Origin of the sequence: Geobacillus sp. CX412, assembly GCF_027942335.1 — a bacterium.
Lineage (GTDB): Bacteria > Bacillota > Bacilli > Bacillales > Anoxybacillaceae > Parageobacillus_B > Parageobacillus_B toebii.
In genome coordinates, this window is the sequence record NZ_CP103461.1 from 1,512,356 (window position 1) to 1,530,349 (window position 17,994).

The 17,994-nt window shown below is 44.2% G+C and carries 14 protein-coding genes, 2 tRNA genes and 4 pseudogenes; 17 read left to right on the forward strand and 3 right to left on the reverse strand.

Going from position 1 to position 17,994, the window contains the following annotated elements:
• Positions 1 to 30: 30 nt before the first annotated feature.
• The 4 genes from NXM86_RS08060 to NXM86_RS08075 all read left to right on the forward strand — a co-directional run bounded on the left by NXM86_RS08060 (position 31) and on the right by NXM86_RS08075 (position 4,697).
• Entirely contained in the window at positions 31 to 462 is a 432-nt protein-coding gene (locus NXM86_RS08060; RefSeq protein WP_062754708.1) for an ATP-binding protein, read from the forward strand.
• Positions 455 to 886, forward strand: a complete 432-nt coding sequence (locus tag NXM86_RS08065) for an STAS domain-containing protein (RefSeq protein ID WP_062754706.1) — start codon at positions 455 to 457, stop codon at positions 884 to 886. Before NXM86_RS08060 ends, NXM86_RS08065 begins: the two co-directional genes overlap by 8 nt.
• 296 nt (positions 887 to 1,182) lie before the next feature.
• A complete protein-coding gene (locus tag NXM86_RS08070) occupies positions 1,183 to 2,967 on the forward strand; it encodes an ABC transporter ATP-binding protein (protein ID WP_328268782.1) in 1,785 nt (594 codons plus the stop codon).
• Positions 2,901 to 4,697 carry an ABC transporter ATP-binding protein gene (locus tag NXM86_RS08075; protein ID WP_089097705.1) on the forward strand — a complete coding sequence of 599 codons (1,797 nt, stop codon included), beginning with the start codon at positions 2,901 to 2,903 and terminating at the stop codon, positions 4,695 to 4,697. Before NXM86_RS08070 ends, NXM86_RS08075 begins: the two co-directional genes overlap by 67 nt.
• A 44-nt stretch (positions 4,698 to 4,741) precedes the next feature.
• On the opposite strand, the pseudogene NXM86_RS08080 reads toward NXM86_RS08075, so the two are convergent.
• Positions 4,742 to 4,918: pseudogene (locus tag NXM86_RS08080) on the reverse strand (MOSC domain-containing protein); the annotation flags it as partial.
• 8 nt (positions 4,919 to 4,926) lie between these two features.
• A pseudogene (locus NXM86_RS08085) lies at positions 4,927 to 5,926 on the reverse strand (LLM class flavin-dependent oxidoreductase).
• A gap of 240 nt (positions 5,927 to 6,166) precedes the next feature.
• Here NXM86_RS08085 and NXM86_RS08090 point away from each other — a divergent pair.
• The 12 genes and pseudogenes from NXM86_RS08090 (at position 6,167) to NXM86_RS08145 (ending at position 16,759) form a co-directional block, all read left to right on the forward strand.
• Positions 6,167 to 6,724, forward strand: a complete 558-nt coding sequence (locus tag NXM86_RS08090; RefSeq protein ID WP_062677452.1) for a thioredoxin family protein — start codon at positions 6,167 to 6,169, stop codon at positions 6,722 to 6,724.
• 196 nt (positions 6,725 to 6,920) lie between these two features.
• Positions 6,921 to 8,289: pseudogene (locus NXM86_RS08095) on the forward strand (ISLre2 family transposase).
• 354 nt (positions 8,290 to 8,643) lie between these two features.
• Positions 8,644 to 8,844 (forward strand): cold-shock protein, encoded by a 201-nt coding sequence (locus NXM86_RS08100; protein WP_062754700.1) that lies wholly within the window; start codon positions 8,644 to 8,646, stop codon positions 8,842 to 8,844.
• A 229-nt stretch (positions 8,845 to 9,073) separates the two neighbouring features.
• Positions 9,074 to 9,481 (forward strand): annotated as a pseudogene (locus NXM86_RS08105) (gamma-glutamylcyclotransferase family protein).
• Positions 9,482 to 9,707: 226 nt separating this feature from the next.
• Positions 9,708 to 11,072 carry a glutamine synthetase family protein gene (locus tag NXM86_RS08110; protein WP_089097704.1) on the forward strand — a complete coding sequence of 455 codons (1,365 nt, stop codon included), beginning with the start codon at positions 9,708 to 9,710 and terminating at the stop codon, positions 11,070 to 11,072.
• 213 nt (positions 11,073 to 11,285) lie between these two features.
• Positions 11,286 to 12,170 (forward strand): sulfite exporter TauE/SafE family protein, encoded by an 885-nt coding sequence (locus NXM86_RS08115; RefSeq protein ID WP_171699173.1) that lies wholly within the window; start codon positions 11,286 to 11,288, stop codon positions 12,168 to 12,170.
• A gap of 259 nt (positions 12,171 to 12,429) precedes the next feature.
• Positions 12,430 to 13,383 carry an MBL fold metallo-hydrolase gene (locus NXM86_RS08120; protein ID WP_062754696.1) on the forward strand — a complete coding sequence of 318 codons (954 nt, stop codon included), beginning with the start codon at positions 12,430 to 12,432 and terminating at the stop codon, positions 13,381 to 13,383.
• Between the two features lie 182 nt (positions 13,384 to 13,565).
• Positions 13,566 to 14,360, forward strand: a complete 795-nt coding sequence (locus tag NXM86_RS08125; RefSeq protein ID WP_015863994.1) for an SGNH/GDSL hydrolase family protein — start codon at positions 13,566 to 13,568, stop codon at positions 14,358 to 14,360.
• Complete coding sequence (locus NXM86_RS08130; protein WP_498958883.1) at positions 14,357 to 15,274, forward strand: ABC transporter ATP-binding protein; 918 nt, start codon at positions 14,357 to 14,359, stop codon at positions 15,272 to 15,274. The genes NXM86_RS08125 and NXM86_RS08130 overlap by 4 nt, the downstream gene beginning before the upstream one ends.
• On the forward strand, positions 15,267 to 16,247 hold the full coding sequence (locus NXM86_RS08135; RefSeq protein ID WP_062754692.1) for an ABC transporter permease: 981 nt from the start codon (positions 15,267 to 15,269) through the stop codon (positions 16,245 to 16,247). The genes NXM86_RS08130 and NXM86_RS08135 overlap by 8 nt, the downstream gene beginning before the upstream one ends.
• Before the next feature lie 264 nt (positions 16,248 to 16,511).
• Positions 16,512 to 16,585 (forward strand) — tRNA-Pro (locus NXM86_RS08140).
• Positions 16,586 to 16,666: 81 nt separating this feature from the next.
• A tRNA-Ser gene (locus NXM86_RS08145) sits at positions 16,667 to 16,759 on the forward strand.
• 132 nt (positions 16,760 to 16,891) lie between these two features.
• Here the strand turns inward: NXM86_RS08145 and NXM86_RS08150 are convergent.
• Positions 16,892 to 17,527: an FMN-dependent NADH-azoreductase gene (locus NXM86_RS08150; RefSeq protein WP_498958884.1), complete on the reverse strand. Its 636-nt coding sequence runs from the start codon at positions 17,525 to 17,527 to the stop codon at positions 16,892 to 16,894.
• A 249-nt stretch (positions 17,528 to 17,776) separates the two neighbouring features.
• Here NXM86_RS08150 and NXM86_RS08155 point away from each other — a divergent pair, with 249 nt between their 5' ends.
• Positions 17,777 to 17,956 carry a hypothetical protein gene (locus tag NXM86_RS08155; RefSeq protein ID WP_081189311.1) on the forward strand — a complete coding sequence of 60 codons (180 nt, stop codon included), beginning with the start codon at positions 17,777 to 17,779 and terminating at the stop codon, positions 17,954 to 17,956.
• The last annotated feature ends 38 nt before the right edge of the window (positions 17,957 to 17,994 follow it).

The window sequence follows — 17,994 nt, forward strand, 5'->3', positions numbered from 1 at the left end:
TTGAAATTAATGATCAGTGGGTGTAAAGCAATGTACGAAATGAAGATTCAATGTGAAGCGACGGACGAGGCGATTGATTTTTGCGATTTGCTAGCGGAACAAATTGCTCGTTTTTTTTCGGTTCACGATCGCGATATGTTTGTGTTATCTGTTCATGAAGCGGTTATTAATTCAGTGGCAGCAATAAGACAATCGGGAGAAGAAACAGAAAAGAATACATTTGTATTATCTTTGCGAATTACGGAAGAGGATGTAACTGTCACTGTTACGGATGAAGGCAGCGGAATTCCTATCAAACAAATTGAGCGAATGCGGGAGAAAAGCCTTGAAGATATGTTGCTTGCTGAATCTGGCCGCGGGCTTTTGCTGATTAAAGAAACCATGGATGATATATGGTTTGAACGGCGAGAAAATGGAAAATGCGCAATTGCGATGAAAATGAGGAGAGGGCGCAATGGATAGTCGGATATCCACTCTTGAACTGAAAATTACATCGTTAGAACAATATGAAAAAATATTGCTGAAAGGGAAGTTGGTTTACAGCACGCAGCAGCTTGCTAGACAAAAGATTCAAATGGCATTGGCGGAAATAAAGGGAGATATCGTCATTATTGATGTCCATGAGCTTCTGTTTATCGACAGTACCGGTTTGGCACTATTAATCCATTTTTTAAAAAAGGAAGTTGCGAAGAAAAAGAAAGTGGTCTTTGTCGTTTCATCGAATAAAACAGTCGAAAAGCTATTGATGATTGCGAAATTTCATAAGTTGTTTCCAATCGTGGAAAACGAACAAGATATTATCCAGTTTTTTGCTTCGCAAAACAGAGCGATTGCTGATCAAGAAATGTTTATGCAAATTTGGGCTAACTACCGGAAACGGAACTGACAACTTTAATGGATATCGGTAAACAAAATGTTCTGTAACATCGATGTCAAAAGTGACACTCCCTCGGTCATTCGCTATGGTAACTAAATTTTACACATGAAATCCCGTGACTTAAGCCATTGGGAGAAAAACGGTTTTGAACCGAACCGACAGGGCGCCAAACACCAATGAGGTGTTTGTCCATAAAAGTTTGGCCGAACAAGAGTGAATGTTTGCACGCAGGCGCAGGAAAAACTTTTTAGTGCTGACTTTCCTCATGCAGAGGGTTGAGATCACAGGTACGGGGGAGTGAAAGGATGCAGCAAGTACTATCTTACTTAAAACCGTATCGAAAATGGATGATCGTCGCGTGGGCGCTCATGCTGATTGAGCTGTTAGTAGAATTATGGCAGCCGTTGTTGATGGAGAAAATTATTGACGACGGAGTAATGGCAAAAAACCTTTCTGTCGTCTGGACGTGGGGAGCGGTCATGCTCGGCGCCTCGCTTTTGTCATTTGCTGCTGGGATTGCCAATTCTTTTGCCGCTAGCTACGTGGGCCAAGAGTACGGATTTGCGATTCGAAAACATTTATTTGAAAAAATTCAATCGTTTTCGTTTGCGAATTTGGAACGCTTTCCAACTGCTTCGCTGATCACGAGAATGACGAACGATGTAACGCAAATACAAAATATGGTGTTTATGAGTTTGCGAATTGCCTTAAGGGCGCCGCTTCTTGTCGTATTTGGGGTAGTCATGTCTTTTGCCGTTCACGTTCAGCTGGCGCTTGTGCTTGCTGTTGCCGTTCCGATGTTAGTGATGTTCCTTTTATGGATGATGAAAAAAGCGGTTATATCTTTTTCGATCGTGCAACAAGCGCTTGATCGTGTCAACAGCGTGATGCGCGAAAATTTAGCGGGGATGCGCCTCATTAAAGCGTGGATGAGAGGAACGTACGAGCAGGAGCGGTTTATAAAGGCGAACGAAACGCTAATGAAACGGACAATCAGTGTATTACGTTTAGTAGAAACGATTACCCCTGTATTGTTATTTGTCATGAATATGGCGATTATTGTCATTCTTTTCATCGGTCGTATCGATATTCAAGCAGGAAGCATAACGGCAGGTCAAGTAGTGGCAATTGTCAATTATACGACTCGTATTACTTCGGCGTTATCGATGTTTGCATTCATTACGATGGCATTTTCGCGTGCTAAAGCATCATCTGGGCGCATTGCGGATGTGTTAAGTGTGAAAGTGGATATCGAAGATGATAAACAGGCATGCAATAAAGCGGTCGAACAAGGAGAAGTCCGCTTTGAGAATGTGTCATTCCGCTATCCGAATAGCCGTGTTCTCGTTTTAAAAGATGTCTCGTTTGTCGTTCGCCCTCATGAAACAGTGGCGATTTTAGGAGCGACCGGTTCAGGAAAGTCAACTTTGCTTCAGTTGATCCCTCGTTTATACGACCCGGTGGATGGGCGAGTGATGATCGATGGCATCGATATTCGACAAATGAAACAAGAACAGTTGCGTGCTTCCATCCGTTTCGTTCCACAAGAAGTGTTGCTATTTTCCGGAACGATTGCCGAAAACATTCGTTTCGGAAACGAACATGCTTCGATGGAAGAGATGATCCAAGCGGCGAAACATGCGCAAATTCATGATACGATTATGAAGTTTCCGAATGGATATGAGACAATGATTGGGCAGAAAGGGGTAAACTTGTCTGGCGGGCAAAAACAGCGCCTTTCGATTGCCAGGGCACTTGTTGGAATGCCGAAAATTTTATTGCTTGATGATAGCACAAGCGCGCTAGATTTAAAAACAGAGGCAAAATTGCTGAAGGAATTAAAGTGGTATACGTGTACCACATTCATTGTTACACAAAAAATTCAAACGGCGATGGAAGCAGACACGATTTTCTTGTTAGACGATGGCAAGCTTTTAGCAAAAGGCAGCCATGATGAGCTGTTAGAGAAAAGCGAGCTGTACCGGAAAATTGTAGCATCGCAATTAGGAAAGAAGGGGCACGAATGTTACGACCGCGACATAGAACCATGGCAGCTGCGGGACAAAAGCAGCAAGCAAAAGACAACATAGGAACATTAAAGCGGCTTTGGTCATTTCTTTCGCCTCAAAAAGGATGGCTTATTGCGGTTGTTGTAATGGTGATCGTAAGTTCCTGTTTAAGTCTGCTTGGTCCATATATAGTAGGAAGAGCGATTGATACATATATTGTCACGAAGCAGACAGACGGTTTTTTTCTTGTTTTAGCGCTTCTTCTTTTTATTTATGTGGCACTTTCCGCCTCAACTTTTTTGCAAAACTATTGGATGATCCGAATTGCCCAAAAAACGATTTATGCGATCCGGAAACAGCTGTTTCGCCATTTTCATGAACTGCCGATTTCATTTTTTGACAAGCGCCGGCAAGGGGAATTAATGAGCCGGATTACAAACGATATCGATAATATGAGCCAAACATTTAATAGTACCGTCATCCAAGTGATATCAAGCACGCTTACGCTTGTCGGAGCGATCTGCGTCATGCTCTGGCTAAGCCCGCTTCTAACGTTTGTCACTTTGCTAGTTGTCCCGATGATGTACATTGGGATGCGATGGATTACGAATCGCACGCAGAAACGGTTTCGTGAGCAACAACGTTGTTTAGGAGAGATGAACGGATTTATTGAAGAAGTCATTTCTGGGCAAAAAGTCGTAAAAATGTTTTCGCAAGAGCGGAGAATGATTGATGGCTTTTTACAAAAAAATGAGCAGTTGAAGCAAGCTGGATTTTGGGCGCAAACGTATTCGGGATTTATCCCGAAACTAATGAACTTTCTAAACAACGCCAGCTTTGGTCTTATTGCTGGCGTGGGTGGTGTTTTAGCGCTTAAAGGGATGATTTCAATCGGCGTCATTGTTGTGTTTGTCGAATATGCACGCCAATTTACACGCCCGTTAAATGATTTGGCGAACCAATGGAATACGCTGCTTTCGGCGCTGGCTGGCGCGGAACGAGTATTTGAAATTTTAGATATGGAAAAAGAAGAACGGGACGAAACGGGAGCGATTTCGCTCAACCATATACAAGGAAAAGTGGAATTTGACCATGTCGTATTTTCCTATGATAAAAAGCGAGATGTCATTCGCGATGTCAGCTTTTCGGTTTCTCCAGGAGAAACGGTGGCGCTCGTTGGTCCGACCGGTGCAGGAAAAACGACGATTTTACAGCTGCTAGCCCGCTTTTACGATCCGGATCGCGGTCATATTTTTATCGATGGGCACGATAGCCGTACTATTAAACGCGCAAGCTTGCGCGCCCATATGGCGTTTGTTTTGCAAGATACGTTTTTATTTGAAGGAACGATTCGCGATAACATTCGATACGGAAGATTAGATGCAAGTGATGAAGCAGTGGAACAAGCGGCAAAATGGGCGAATGCGCACTCGTTTATCACCAAACTGCCAAACGGTTACGATACGGTGCTGAAGCAAGATGGCAGCGGCATTAGCCAAGGACAAAAACAACTGTTAGCAATTGCGCGCGCGATGGTCGCTAATCCATCTATTTTAATTTTGGATGAAGCGACGAGCAACATTGATACAATGACTGAAATGAAAATTCAAGAAGCGCTCGAGCGGCTTATGAAAGGGCGGACATGTTTTGTCATTGCCCATCGGCTTAACACGGTCCAAAATGCGGATCGCATTCTTGTCTTGAATGAAGGAAAAATCATTGAACAAGGCACACATGAATCACTGCTAAAGGCAAAAGGGTTTTACTATGATTTGTATTATCGTCATTTGCAAAAAGAAGAGGCATTATAAAAAAGCGGCTTGTACGCGTGTGTCGTACAAGTCATTTCGTTTTTAATCGCTTTGTCATAACCGCCGTGATGTACTAAATCCGCCTGTCCATCTCCATTGAAGTTGAGTTTTGTTACGAAAAGCGGCTCTGACACAGGTTCTTTATAAATTCCTGTTGTGAGCGGTTTTCCGTCGATCATCACTGTTTTCGGCTCGCCTGCATTGACGGAAATAACTTTCATTTGCTCCTTTACCCCCATAATTCTTCCGCGATTAACCGGAATGATGTTAACTTATCTTGAAAATCATATGTAATCGTTACTAACATAATTTCATCCGTTTCATATGCTTAATCGGAAAAGCTGTTCTTTTATTTGTTTCGGTGAGCCGATAATCATCCGTTTTCGGTTTTCGAGAATACGCATTTTTTCATATGGACTATAGGAGTAGGACATCGCTTTTTCCGGGCTTGGCGTGCCATTGGACACCATGCCTTGCTCAATCATTAGCAGCGATAAATCAAGGCTCGATGCCACCCATTCCGCCTTTTCTTCTGTTTCGGAGCAAATGGCAAATATAGCGACCATATTGCGCGGCTTGTCCAAATATTTCGATGGAACAAACTGTTGGCGGTACAATTTTGTATAATGTTCCCCGCCTTCGCCGTTAATAAATTGCGCAAACACATATGGAAGCCCTTTTTGTGCTGCTAATATGGCGCTGGAGGAACTGGAACCGAGAAGCCATACATCTGGTGCCGTTTGTACGTTCGGTGTGGCTTTTAAGCCGTGTAACGGATGTTCTTTCGGCAAATCGTTATGCAAGTATGCTAATAAATCATCAATTTGTTCCGGATAGCGGTCAATGTCTCTTCGTTTTCCTTCTTGGAGGGCAAGGGTCGCGATTGGCATGCCTCCTGGAGCCCTTCCAACACCTAAATCAACCCGACCGGGATGAAGCCCTTCAAGCACTTTAAAGTTTTCTGCTACTTTGTAGGCGCTATAATGCGGTAGCATCACCCCGCCGGAACCAATGCGAATGCGGGACGTTTTTGCTCCAATATGACCGAGCAGCACTTCTGGGGATGAACCGGCAAGGTGATTTGTATCGTGATGCTCTGATACCCAAAAACGTTCATAGCCAAGCTCTTCCACAAATTGCGCGAGCCGGACGGTATTAGCAAGCGCTTCTTCCGCTGTCATTCCCTCTGCAACTGGGGATTGGTCTAGCACGCTTAATTTAAGGCTCATGGTAAACATCCTTTCATGTTCTTCCTGTTCCAAAAGGGATTAATTATTTTTTATTATGCGCCGCTGTGGAAAAATTGTCTATTGATTTGCCTGTAGGATGTGGCGTCATAAAGGACATGAATAATACCTATGTGATATTATATGCAGCTATTCTGTTTTCGTTTAGGCGCCAAGTTTGTGATTCTCTCTCTTGCTTTGGTATAATGAAATAAGCAGAAAATTGGGAAAGGATGTGGACGTATGCCAGCAGTTGAATCCAATATGTTTCCGTTAGGAAAAGAAGCACCATCGTTTGAACTAGTGAATGCGGTGGATGGAAAAACAGTCCGTTTAGAAGATATCAAATCGGATGTCGCGACAGTTATTATGTTCATTTGCAACCATTGCCCGTATGTAAAACATGTACAGCATGAACTTGTCCGTCTTGCTAATGATTATCAGCCAAAAGGAGTTACGTTTGTCGCCATTAATTCCAACGATGTCGAAAAATATCCAGAAGATTCGCCGGAAAATATGAAAAAAGTGGCAGAAGAATTAGGGTATCCGTTCCCATATTTATTTGATGAAACCCAAGAGGTAGCGAAAGCGTACCAAGCAGCGTGCACGCCGGATTTCTATATCTTTGACCGCGACTTAAAATGTGTTTACCGCGGACAGTTGGATGATTCACGGCCAAATAACGGCATTCCGGTTACAGGAGAATCGATTCGCGCGGCATTAGACGCATTATTGAATGGCGAACCAGTGCCGGAAAAACAAAAGCCAAGCATCGGCTGCAGCATTAAATGGAAAGAATAGCGTGTGAGTAAAATGTTTGTGGGAAAAATTCTTAGAAGTTCCCCGATGAGGGGGTTGGGAACGTAGGTTCGCAATCCCCCCTCATCGGGGCCACCAAGCGAAGCGCGGTAGGATCCCAAGCAGGAAACATGAAAAAAGGACTCTCTCCCTGGTAAGATGTTCATTGACCACACTACAAACAGGAGGAGAGAGTCCTATGAATATTCAACAACATCTTACCACAAATTCGTTGACATGGAAAGAGATCGAACTTGCTTTGTTTCGAGCCTTGCAAAACGCCTTCGCCGAGCTGTTTACGGCTCTGTTGGAGGACATCGACCGGCAATTGGCAGAGAATCGAGATAAGCGCCGATACCACTTGAAAGACAAACGACGCACCACGATTCAAACCCTGTTTGGCGAAGTCACCTTTGAGCGAAACTACTATTTAGACCGAGAACAAAACCGTTACACATTTTTGCTGGATTCCTTTCTCGCGTTTGATGGATCGCAGTCAATCAGCCCTTGTCTAGAAGAAACAGCGGTGGGATTGGCGGTGGAGTGCTCTTCCTATCGCAAAGCGGCTCGTACGCTTGCCCAGATGGTCGGGTATCCGGTGATGAGCCATGAGGCGATCCGCCAGTTGGTGCTCGAGGCCGAAGTTCCGCTGCACTGCCCGGTGGACCAGCGATATGGACGGGTGCTGTTGGTGGAGGCCGATGGACTGTTTGTTTCCCGCCAAGGGAAGGGAAAACGGGCCAAGGAAGACAAAATCCTGACCGTTCACGAAGGATGGAAGCGCAACGGCTCCCGGATCGAATTCGTGAATCAGCGCCATTACGTCCATGAGGGCAAGGGGGAGGTGTGGGAAGGCTTCGAGGAATTTTTGATAAATGAATATGCCTATGATCCTTGCCGGGATCTTCTTGTCATCAACGGGGACGGCGCTCCATGGATTACCGCGTGCCGGGGAGTATTTCAAGGGACGGGTCTGCTTTCAATTGGATCGATTCCACGTGGCGCGTGAATTGCGCCAATGCCTCTCGGGCCATCCACGGTGGCAGGCGATTCGGCAAAAGCTGGTGAAGCAGGATGAAGAGGGGTTGCTTGTGGAACTGAACAGCGCCCTCGGTACGCTGGGGGACGAAGCGAAAGAACAACAGCTGGCTGCCTTGATCCACCGGATCGAATCGATGCCGGGATGCATCCGTGATTACCGGGAATGGCTGAAGGAGCAAGGAGTGGACACAACGGGCATGTATCCGATGGGGAGGGCTGAAAGCGTGATGAGCCAGTTGGCGTATCGGGTGAAATACCGCCGCAGTTGGACAGACAAGGGACTCAGGGCGTTTTTCAAGGCAATGATTGCCCGGATGGATGGGATTCGTCTTTTCGGACGTCGTTTCGGAGAAGAATCGTCGCATCCGGCGGAGGAAACGGCATCCACTAAACAGACGGTCGTGAACAAGGCGAAACAACGCGTCCGCCGTCTTCTTCCGGAGGTAACGCGGAATAACGTGCCATATTTACAGCAATCGTCCGGGACACCGATCTATCATGCCCTGTCTGAACTCAAAGGATGGTAAAAAAGGTATACATATCGATCTGTCATGGCAAGGGATGAGAGTTCGAAAGCGCTTACGGATAAAATTCAAAAAAATGGTTCGCCAATCTATGACTTACACCTGTTTTCAGCGAACCAAAAAAGTTCCCACAAAATCTTGACTGACTCAAGAATAGCAAAAAATCTTGACTTTCTTTTGTTTATAAAGTACTATTAACGAAGCGCCATTTCGTTCGTTATATGGAAGGATCGTAATAAGTCGTGCCTCATTCAAAGAAAGGGCCTTCTTATGTATGCTCCCTTTCTTGCATGAGCGCACGGCTTTTTTCTATCGGTAACGGAACGATGGTCAACTTTTTATTTTGGAGGAATCCCAATGAATAAAGGAAAAGTAAAATGGTTTAATGCGGAAAAAGGGTATGGATTTATTGAGATGGATGGCGGCAATGATGTGTTCGTTCATTTCACGGCGATCCAAGGCGAAGGATTTAAAACGTTGGAAGAAGGCGAAACGGTTACGTTTGATATCGTAGACGGCGGCCGTGGCCCACAAGCGGCAAACGTTCAAAAAGCATAAGTGATGAAACAAAAGTGATACTGCTTTTGGCGGTATCACTTTTGTTGTGGCGGTCATCTCCTTTCGAAAAGACAAATTCACACTGGCGCAGCTTCGGAGCTGCAAGGATGGATGAGAGGCAGGGCTTCCATTGTTTTTGTTTTTTTCGTTATGGTTATTAGTAGAATATTATTTTCTACCTTATATATAACCATAATATTATTATGTAAACTTAGAGGGGAGAAAAGAAATGAGACCGATGCTGCATTGTGTATTTGTGTACGGAACGCTGCTAGTCGGGGAGGAAAATCATCATATTGCAGCGCCGTACATTCGCCATATTCAGCCAGGAAAAGTGAAAGGGCGCTTATATGATATATGACGTCGGTGCATACCCCGCGCTCGTTATCGAAGAAGAAGGTGAAGTAATCGGCGAATGGTTTACCGTAACAAAAGAAGGGCTGCAAGCGATGGATGAGCTTGAAGAATATGAAGAAGGCAGCCAATATAACGAATACGAGCGGGTTTGGGTGAAAGACATTGAACAGCCAATCAAAGGCTCGTGTATGTGTATCCGAAAAGCAAAACGGTGATGATAACAATTTCTCTTGATATGGCTACATACGTTTATCATGGCGGCTGTCTAAAAGGTTGTTGATGAATTCTCCTTTATAGGCGGCTGTCTTTTTTATTAAAGTAATTGCATAAATATGCAAATGCATAACTATTTATTATTCAGGTTTTGTAGTTTTTTTGAAAACGCTTTCCTATTAGCGTTATAAAAATACAGAAAAATTAATAAAAAAGTATTGCCAAACCTACTCTCCTTCCCTATAATAAAAACATGTTATAAAAACAAACATTCGAATGTGAGGTAATATAACATGTCAAATATAGTGATTTCTCCAGCAAACGATCAAACGGTAATGCTTGAGCAAATCAAAGAAACGATAAAACAAAGACACGTTGAGCTTTTGCATCTGCAATTTGTCGATATCGAAGGAATTTTAAAACACGTTACGGTGACGGCGGAGCAACTTGATGATGTTGTGGAAGGAAAAATGATGTTTGACGGCTCCTCAATTAAAGGATTTTCTCCCATCAACCAATCCGATCTCTATCTTCTTCCTGACTTAAACACGTTTGCTGTATTGCCTTGGACAGTAGAAGAAGGATACGCTGAAGCACGTTTCCTTTGCTCTGTCATCAATCCCGATGGAACGTTATTTGAAGGAGACCCTCGTAACGTATTAAAGAAAACGATAGAGCGTGCGGCAGAAAAAGGGTTTACTATCTCTGTCGGTCCGGAATTGGAATTCTTTTTATTCAAAGCGGACGAAAATGGAAACCCGACGACAGAACTCCATGATAACGGCGGATATTTCGAGCCATCTCCAAGAGATCTTGGCGAGCGCGTTCGTTTAGAAATTTACCGTGCGTTAAAGGCAATGGGCTTTACCATTGAAGCATCTCACCATGAAGTGGCAGAGGGGCAGCATGAAATTAACTTTAAATATGCCGATGCGTTGGGGGCGGCAGACAATGCAACTACATATAAGTGGGTGGTAAAAACGATTGCCAATAAATATGGACTGCACGCCACGTTCATGCCAAAGCCGGTGTTCGGCATCAATGGTTCTGGCATGCATGTGAACATGTCGCTATTTAAAGACGGCGAAAATGCGTTTTTTGATCCAAGTGATGAAAATCAGTTATCGGAAGCAGCCTATCAGTTTATCGCTGGTTTGCTCGCGCATGTCAAAAGCTTTGCCGCTGTTACGAACCCGCTAGTCAACTCGTACAAACGGCTTGTCCCGGGATATGAGGCGCCTTGCTACATCGCATGGTCGGCGTCGAACCGTTCAGCATTAATCCGCATCCCAGCAAAACGTGGTATGGCGACCCGCGTCGAGCTCCGTTGTCCGGACCCGTCAGCCAATCCTTACCTTGCGTTTGCCATCATTGCTGCCGCTGGGTTGGACGGAATCGAAAAAGGTTTGCAGGTTCCGGCGCCAATTGATGAAGATATTTTCCATATGACAGAAGAGCGCCGCGCCGAACTTGGCATCGAAAATCTTCCAGCTAGTTTAGGAGCGGCAATTCAAGAATTCGAAAACGGCACAATCGGTCGCAAAACCCTAGGTGATCACGTATTCGGTGAATATGTCGCCATGAAAAAAGCGGAGTGGGACAGCTATCGCACCGCTGTGCATGCTTGGGAAATTGAACAATATCAAGCCAAATTTTAATATTTTTCCCCAATCCCCCTCGAAACGAAAGTAAAGGGGGAGATGATCACATGATAAAATTCCGTTGGTTTACACTTGGACAAAACAGGGTTCAGACGATGGGTCTGAACCCTGTTTTGTTTTTTTATAATTCATAGTTGACAACTGTGATTACTTGGTATTAATGTATAAATTAATAAAAATATTTCGATTATTTTAGGTGGAGGGAAAAAAATGAAAAAGTTAATCGTGTTTGTGATTGTTGGATTCATCGCTCAGCTCATCGACGGTTCGCTCGGAATGGCGTATGGGGTTACATCAACAACACTGTTGCTTGCGTTCGGGATTGCTCCGGCGGTCGCTTCCGCCTCGGTGCATCTAGCGGAAGTGGTCACAACTGCAGCTTCAGGCGCGTCTCATATTAAATTTGGAAATGTCGACCGTGACATGGTGATCAAATTAATTATTCCCGGCTCGCTTGGCGCGTTTTTCGGTGCCTGCTTTTTAAGCAATCTTCCAGGGGATGTCATTAAACCATATATTTCACTATTTTTGTTGGCGCTTGGGTTTTATATTATGTATCGGTTTTTATTTCTTTCACCTAGACAAGATCAACAACCACCGCGGAAATTTTCGAATAAGCAGCTTGTTCCTCTTGGTTTAGTGGCCGGCTTTCTCGATGCCACTGGCGGAGGAGGATGGGGCCCGATTTCCACCCCTGTTCTTCTTGCGAATAAAGGAATGGAAGCGAGAAAAGTGGTGGGAACAGTTGATACGTCGGAATTTGCCGTTGCTTTATCCGCTACCATTGGATTCGTCATTTCGTTAGGCTGGGAACAAGTCAATTGGTTTTGGGTAGGAACGCTAATGTTAGGGGGAATCGTCGCTGCGCCAATCGCCGCGTGGCTTGTTCGTAAGATGCCATCCCATTTGCTTGGGGTTCTAGTTGGAGGCATCATCATTTTCACAAACATTCGCACCTTGCTTCATGCATGGGAAACTCCTGGAAATTGGCATGCAACGATTTACGCAATCATCATATTTGGCTGGGCTGTTTCGATATGGTGGGCAATCCGCACACATCGGAAAGCGTCTCTATCTAATCATCTTGCGTCATAATGACAGTCGAATAATTTTTTTCACAAAGGATATTTAGTTCCGCATTGTACTGATCGCTAAATTCTCCTGTTAGCTGCGAATATTATAGACGCTTCTTTACAATGGAACAATTTTCATTGGGCATGAACGATGGATTTCAAAGTTGTCTTTGCTTGAAATCGGTTCATGTCCTTTTCCATTTTTTAAAATAATATAGTTTCTCTATTTATATGTAATTTGGTAGAATATTCAGTAAAGATAAAAAGTAGGAGATGATATGATGAAAAAACCTCGTGATTTAGGGCACAACATTTCGATGATTGATCTGTTTGATTTAGGAGTTGCAGAGCGCACCGGTACATATGTGCTTCACGAAGAAGAGCTTGCTATTATTGAGACAGGTCCAAGCCCTTCTGTTCCGTATTTATTAAAAGGACTAGAAGCGCTTCAAATTGATCCTGCGGATATCCGCTATATTATTGTGACACATATTCATTTGGACCACGCTGGCGGCGCTGGCGTGCTGCTTGAAAAATGTCCGAACGCCCTTGTTGTTGTTCATCCGAAAGGGAAGCGGCATCTAGCAGATCCATCACGGTTAATCCAAGGAGCAAAGGCGGTGTATGGGGAAAAATTTGACCAATTGTTTTCCCCGGTTGTACCGATTCCAGAGGATCGTCTCATCGTGAAAGAAGATGGTGATACGCTTACGCTCGGCAGTGAGCGTACGTTGACGTTTTTGGATACGCCTGGCCATTCCAACCATCATTTTTCGATTTACGATTCGCGCAGCCGCGGCGTTTTTACTGGCGATACGATCGGAGTGTTTTATCCGCAATTGCTAAAAGATGGGCTTGAATATTGTTTGCCGTCCACTTCTCCGAACCAATTCCGGCCAGAGGCGATGCTGCAATCGGCAGAGCGATTGGAGCAGCTTCAACCTGAACGCATTTATTTCGGTCATTTTGGCATGCTAGAAAACCCTCGCGCAGCGTTTGAACAGCTTCGTTTTTGGCTTCCAAAGTTTGTCGAAGCAGGAGAAAAAGCGATTGCCAACATGCCTGGCGCATCGATGCAGGAAAAAGCTGAATCGGTTTTTCGCAAGCTGTATGAAGAAGTCAGCGCTTTCTTGCAAGAAAGAAATATTTCACCGACATCAGAAGCGTATGACATCATCCGTCTCGATTTACAAGTATGTTCGATGGGAATTGTAGATTATTTGCAAAAACGGTAAGGCACTAGAAATTTGTTTGAACATAATCCAGTAAGAACGGCTTGGTGAAATCACCAAGCTTTTTCATTGTGGCGGCTGTTTTATAACGGCGTGCTTTTTACTATCAAATGCGGAGAGTCTAAAGGTGTAGCCTGGATGAAAATATTGTATGATAAGTAACAAAGATAAGAAAGGATGATTGCATGAGACGCGGTATTGTAAGCACCATCACGATTGTATCCGTGCTGGCGGGAATATTATGGCTTGGCGGTTTTGCCATGGGCATTCAAGATCAATTTTTTTCCGCCGCGATGCCGCCAGCAGGCACGACGAAATATACAAAAGAGAAAAAAGCGGACAACCGTGAAATTTATATTGTCGCTCTTGGCGACTCGCTGACAAGGGGAACGGGAGACGAAAGCGGAAAAGGGTATATTGGCTATATGGTCGATTCTCTCCGTAAAAAAACAACGAAACCGATTCGTGTAACAAACTTGGCTATTAAAGGACAGCGATCTGACGGACTCCTTAAGCAATTAGGACAAGCTGAGATAAAGAGGCAGCTAAAAATGGCTGACATCATCGTGATGACGATCGGCGGGAATGATTTGTTTCAAGGCGGAGAAGCGCTAAAGCTTGCGCCAAAGCAAATCGAGCAGGCAAAAAACGCGTATTTACACAACTTAGACCGTATTTTTCAAACGATTCGCAGCGTCAATAAAGATGCAGTTGTTTTTTACATCGGGCTATACAATCCGTTTAGCGACCTCGGTGACGCAAAGAAGACATCCGCGATCGTAAGGCAGTGGAATTTTGCTTCGGCAGAAACGGCAGCTCGCTATCCAAATATCATTGCTGTGCCGATATTCGATTTGTTTGAGCTTCATGTGAATGATTATTTGTACAGCGACCATTTCCATCCGAATAAGGAAGGCTATAAACGCATTGGCGAACGTGTCGCTTCTTTAATTACGTGGACGGAGGAGGACAAACAATGACGACAACACACGCACCGCTTGTCGTAACCGATTTACGCAAAACAATTCGCCGCAAAGAAATTATCAAAGGAATTTCATTTGAACTGAAGGAAGGTGAAGTATTTGGGTTTTTAGGACCGAATGGCGCGGGAAAAACGACCACCATCCGCATGCTTGTCGGGCTTATCAAGCCAACATCGGGACATATTTCTATTTGCGGCTATGACCTAGAGCGTCAGTTTACCAAAGCGATTCGCCATATCGGCTGCATTGTCGAAAATCCAGAATTATATCCGTATTTAAGCGGATGGGAAAATTTGGAGCACTTTGCGCGCATGGTTCCCGATATTCCAAAAGAACGAATCATGGAAGTGGTGGAGTTAGTCGGTTTGCAAAACCGCATTCACGATCGGGTGAACACGTATTCGCTTGGGATGCGACAGCGTCTCGGCATTGCGCAGGCGCTGCTAGGAAAGCCGAAAGTGCTGATTTTGGACGAGCCGACCAATGGGCTTGATCCTGCCGGCATTCGCGAAATGCGCCAATTTATCCGCTTTTTGGCGGAATCAGAAAGATTGAGCGTGCTTGTCTCCTCACATCTGTTAAGCGAAATTCAATTAATGTGCGACCGCGTGGCGATTATGGCAAAAGGGCTGCTGCTTCGGGTGGATACGGTGGAACGGCTGCTTAAAGAACAAGCGCGAGTTGTCTGGAAAGCCGCCCCCATCGAAACAGCGAAAGAAATACTAGAGAAAGAAACGTCGTCTGTCGCCATTCAAGGAGATAGGCTGGTGACTCCATATGAAAGAAAGAATTTGTCCATATGGAACAAAAAACTAGTAGAAGCGGGAGTACACGTCCATGAAATTCAGCCGAAACTGCCGACACTGGAGGATTTGTTTATTGAATTAACGGGAGGGGATGCGATTGAGTAACCTCGTGTACAACGAAATGCTGAAAATTGTCCGCAAAAAGCGGTTATCGGTAATTGCGGCGATTGTCGCCGTACTCGTTGTCCTTTTTACATACGCGCAATATAAGCAGGTGCAGGAAATACAGGAACGGCTCGGAACAACAGATTGGCGGACGCAGCTGCAGCAGCAAATTATCGACGCGCAAAACCGTCTGAATTCAAGCAGCATTTCGGAAGAATGGCGCAAATATTTGCACATTCGCCTTCAGCAGCAACAATATTATTTGGAACATGACATTAATCCATCCGCTCCCGGTGCGCCAACGTTTATGCGCATGTTTATTGAAAACGCGATCGATTTGTTTCTTCCGCTTTTAATGATGGTCGTCGCGGCGGATTTAGTATCCTCAGAAGCAAGCATAGGAACGATTAAACTGCTGCTTACAAGACCGGTCAAACGCGGAACGATTTTGCTTAGCAAATACATAGCGCTTCTTCTATCGATTTCGTTTATTTTATTGATGGTCGCTCTGCTTTCTTATTTGATTTCGGGGATTGTATTTGGGTATCAAGGATGGCGGCTGCCGTTACTAACTGGTTTTACCATTAACGGTGAAGAACTTAATACGGAAGGGGTACATTTGCTTCCACAATGGAAGTACGTGTTAATCGAACTAGGGCTTGCTTGGTTTGTTTCGATTGTCGTTGGAACATTGACGTTCATGCTTTCTGTATTGATGCGCAGCACCGCCGCAGTGATGGGCATTATGCTTGCGGCATTGATTTCTGGAGCGATTTTATCGAATATGGTGTCTTCGTGGGAATCGGCAAAATATTTGTTTATGGTCAATCTTCGCCTTACGGATTATGTCAATGGGACAGCGCCGCCGATTGAAGGCATGACGCTCGGGTTTTCCATGACGGTGCTGGCGGTGTGGGGACTTGCGGCACTCGTGATTTCATTTATCGTCTTTACGAAGCGGGATGTATATTGAAAATAGAGGGGGACTTTCCTCTGACATAAGAGGAGAGTCCCTTTTTCTCTTAAAAAGATGATTGGGATGGGTGGCTTGGTTAGTCGACGATTGATCACGAACATGATAGAGATTGTACATCATATACGTAGAAAAATGCTGGCGAAAACATGTCAGGATGCGTTATTCTTTATTCGAAAAGTTTTTTACTAAAAAAGTATTGACTACCCTATTTTTTTAATATAGAATACTAATTGGCGCTAACGAGAGAACAATGGATATGAACGGGAAGTAGCTCAGCTTGGTAGAGCACACGGTTCGGGTCCGTGAGGTCGCAGGTTCAAATCCTGTCTTCCCGATCATTTCGTGATGGGGCTTTCGTTCAGCTAGGAGAGCGCCTGCCCCGCACGCAGGAGTCCGATAGGCTCCATCAACCAAGTGGAGGAGTACCCAAGTCTGGCTGAAGGGGTCGGTTTCGAAAACCGATAGGGGTGTCACAGCCCGCGGGGGTTCGAATCCCTCCTCCTCCGCCATATCATTATCTTAACTACATATTATACTAATTTGGAATCATACAGCTTGTCGATTACATCGGCAAGCTTTTTTATTTTAATAGAAAAATCAAAATGACCTGTCCCTTATCAAAGGAACAGGTCATCATTTTGTTAAAAGTTTTTCGCTGCTTGTTCTGCTTGCTTGATCGCGTTTTGTTTAATTGTTTCGGCTTCATTCGGGAATTGTGCCATTCCTTCGACAAAAATGGACTGAACATCAGTAATTCCGATGAAGCTGAGCACTGCCCGCAAATAACGGTCTCCAAATTCCATTTCTTTCATTGGTCCTTCTGAATAAATTCCGCCGCGTGCTTGAATGTGCACCGCTTTTCTTCCTGTTAATAGCCCTATCGGACCATTTTCCGTGTAACGGAACGTTTTGCCTGCGATGCAGATTGTATCGATATAAGCTTTCATTTTTGGTGGAAAACTAAAATTCCACATCGGTGTGACAAACACATATTTATCTGCGTTGATAAACTGATCGGTTAACTCATTGATGCGGCTGATTTTTTGTTTTTCTTCCGCGCTTAACTGTTCAAATGTATGCCCTTGTTGCAATTTGCCCCAGCCGTTTAATACATCGGCATCAATGTAAGGGATGTCGGTACGATAAAGGTCTAATTCGATAATCTCGTCTTGCGGGTTTTGTTGTTTATAAGCATTAAGAAACGCTTTTCCAACGGATAAGCCGTAAGATTCCTCTTCCCGTTTTGGATTTGCTGTAATGTACAATAATTTAGCCATGTTCTTTCTCCTTTCGTTAGTATAAATAGCGTGGAATGAAAACAACAAACACTATGGAAATCCATGTAATATCAATGGCATAGTGTTTTAACGTAAATATAATAATGTAACTAACTTACTTTTGTAAAGTAATTTACTTTTAAGAAAAAAGATGATGCGTCAGCAGGAACATAAGCATCTTATGACGAAATGTATGTAAAAGGAAAATAAAAAGGGGGGAGAAAGGAGTGAAATGTCTTCGTTGCGGACATGATTCACACTCCTAGCATGATGTTCGATTACCGAAAAGAAATTCCGCTTGATGATGTGCCAAAATATAAAGAGCATGATGATGCGGCAGCAACGAATGAAACAATAAGCGTAAAAAAGCCAATTTCCTATCCGTTTGAGTATAGGAAAGATATACCGTTACCTGATGTCACAAAGTAAATCGTTTGCATTCATTGTTGTGTAGAGTACGATGCAGA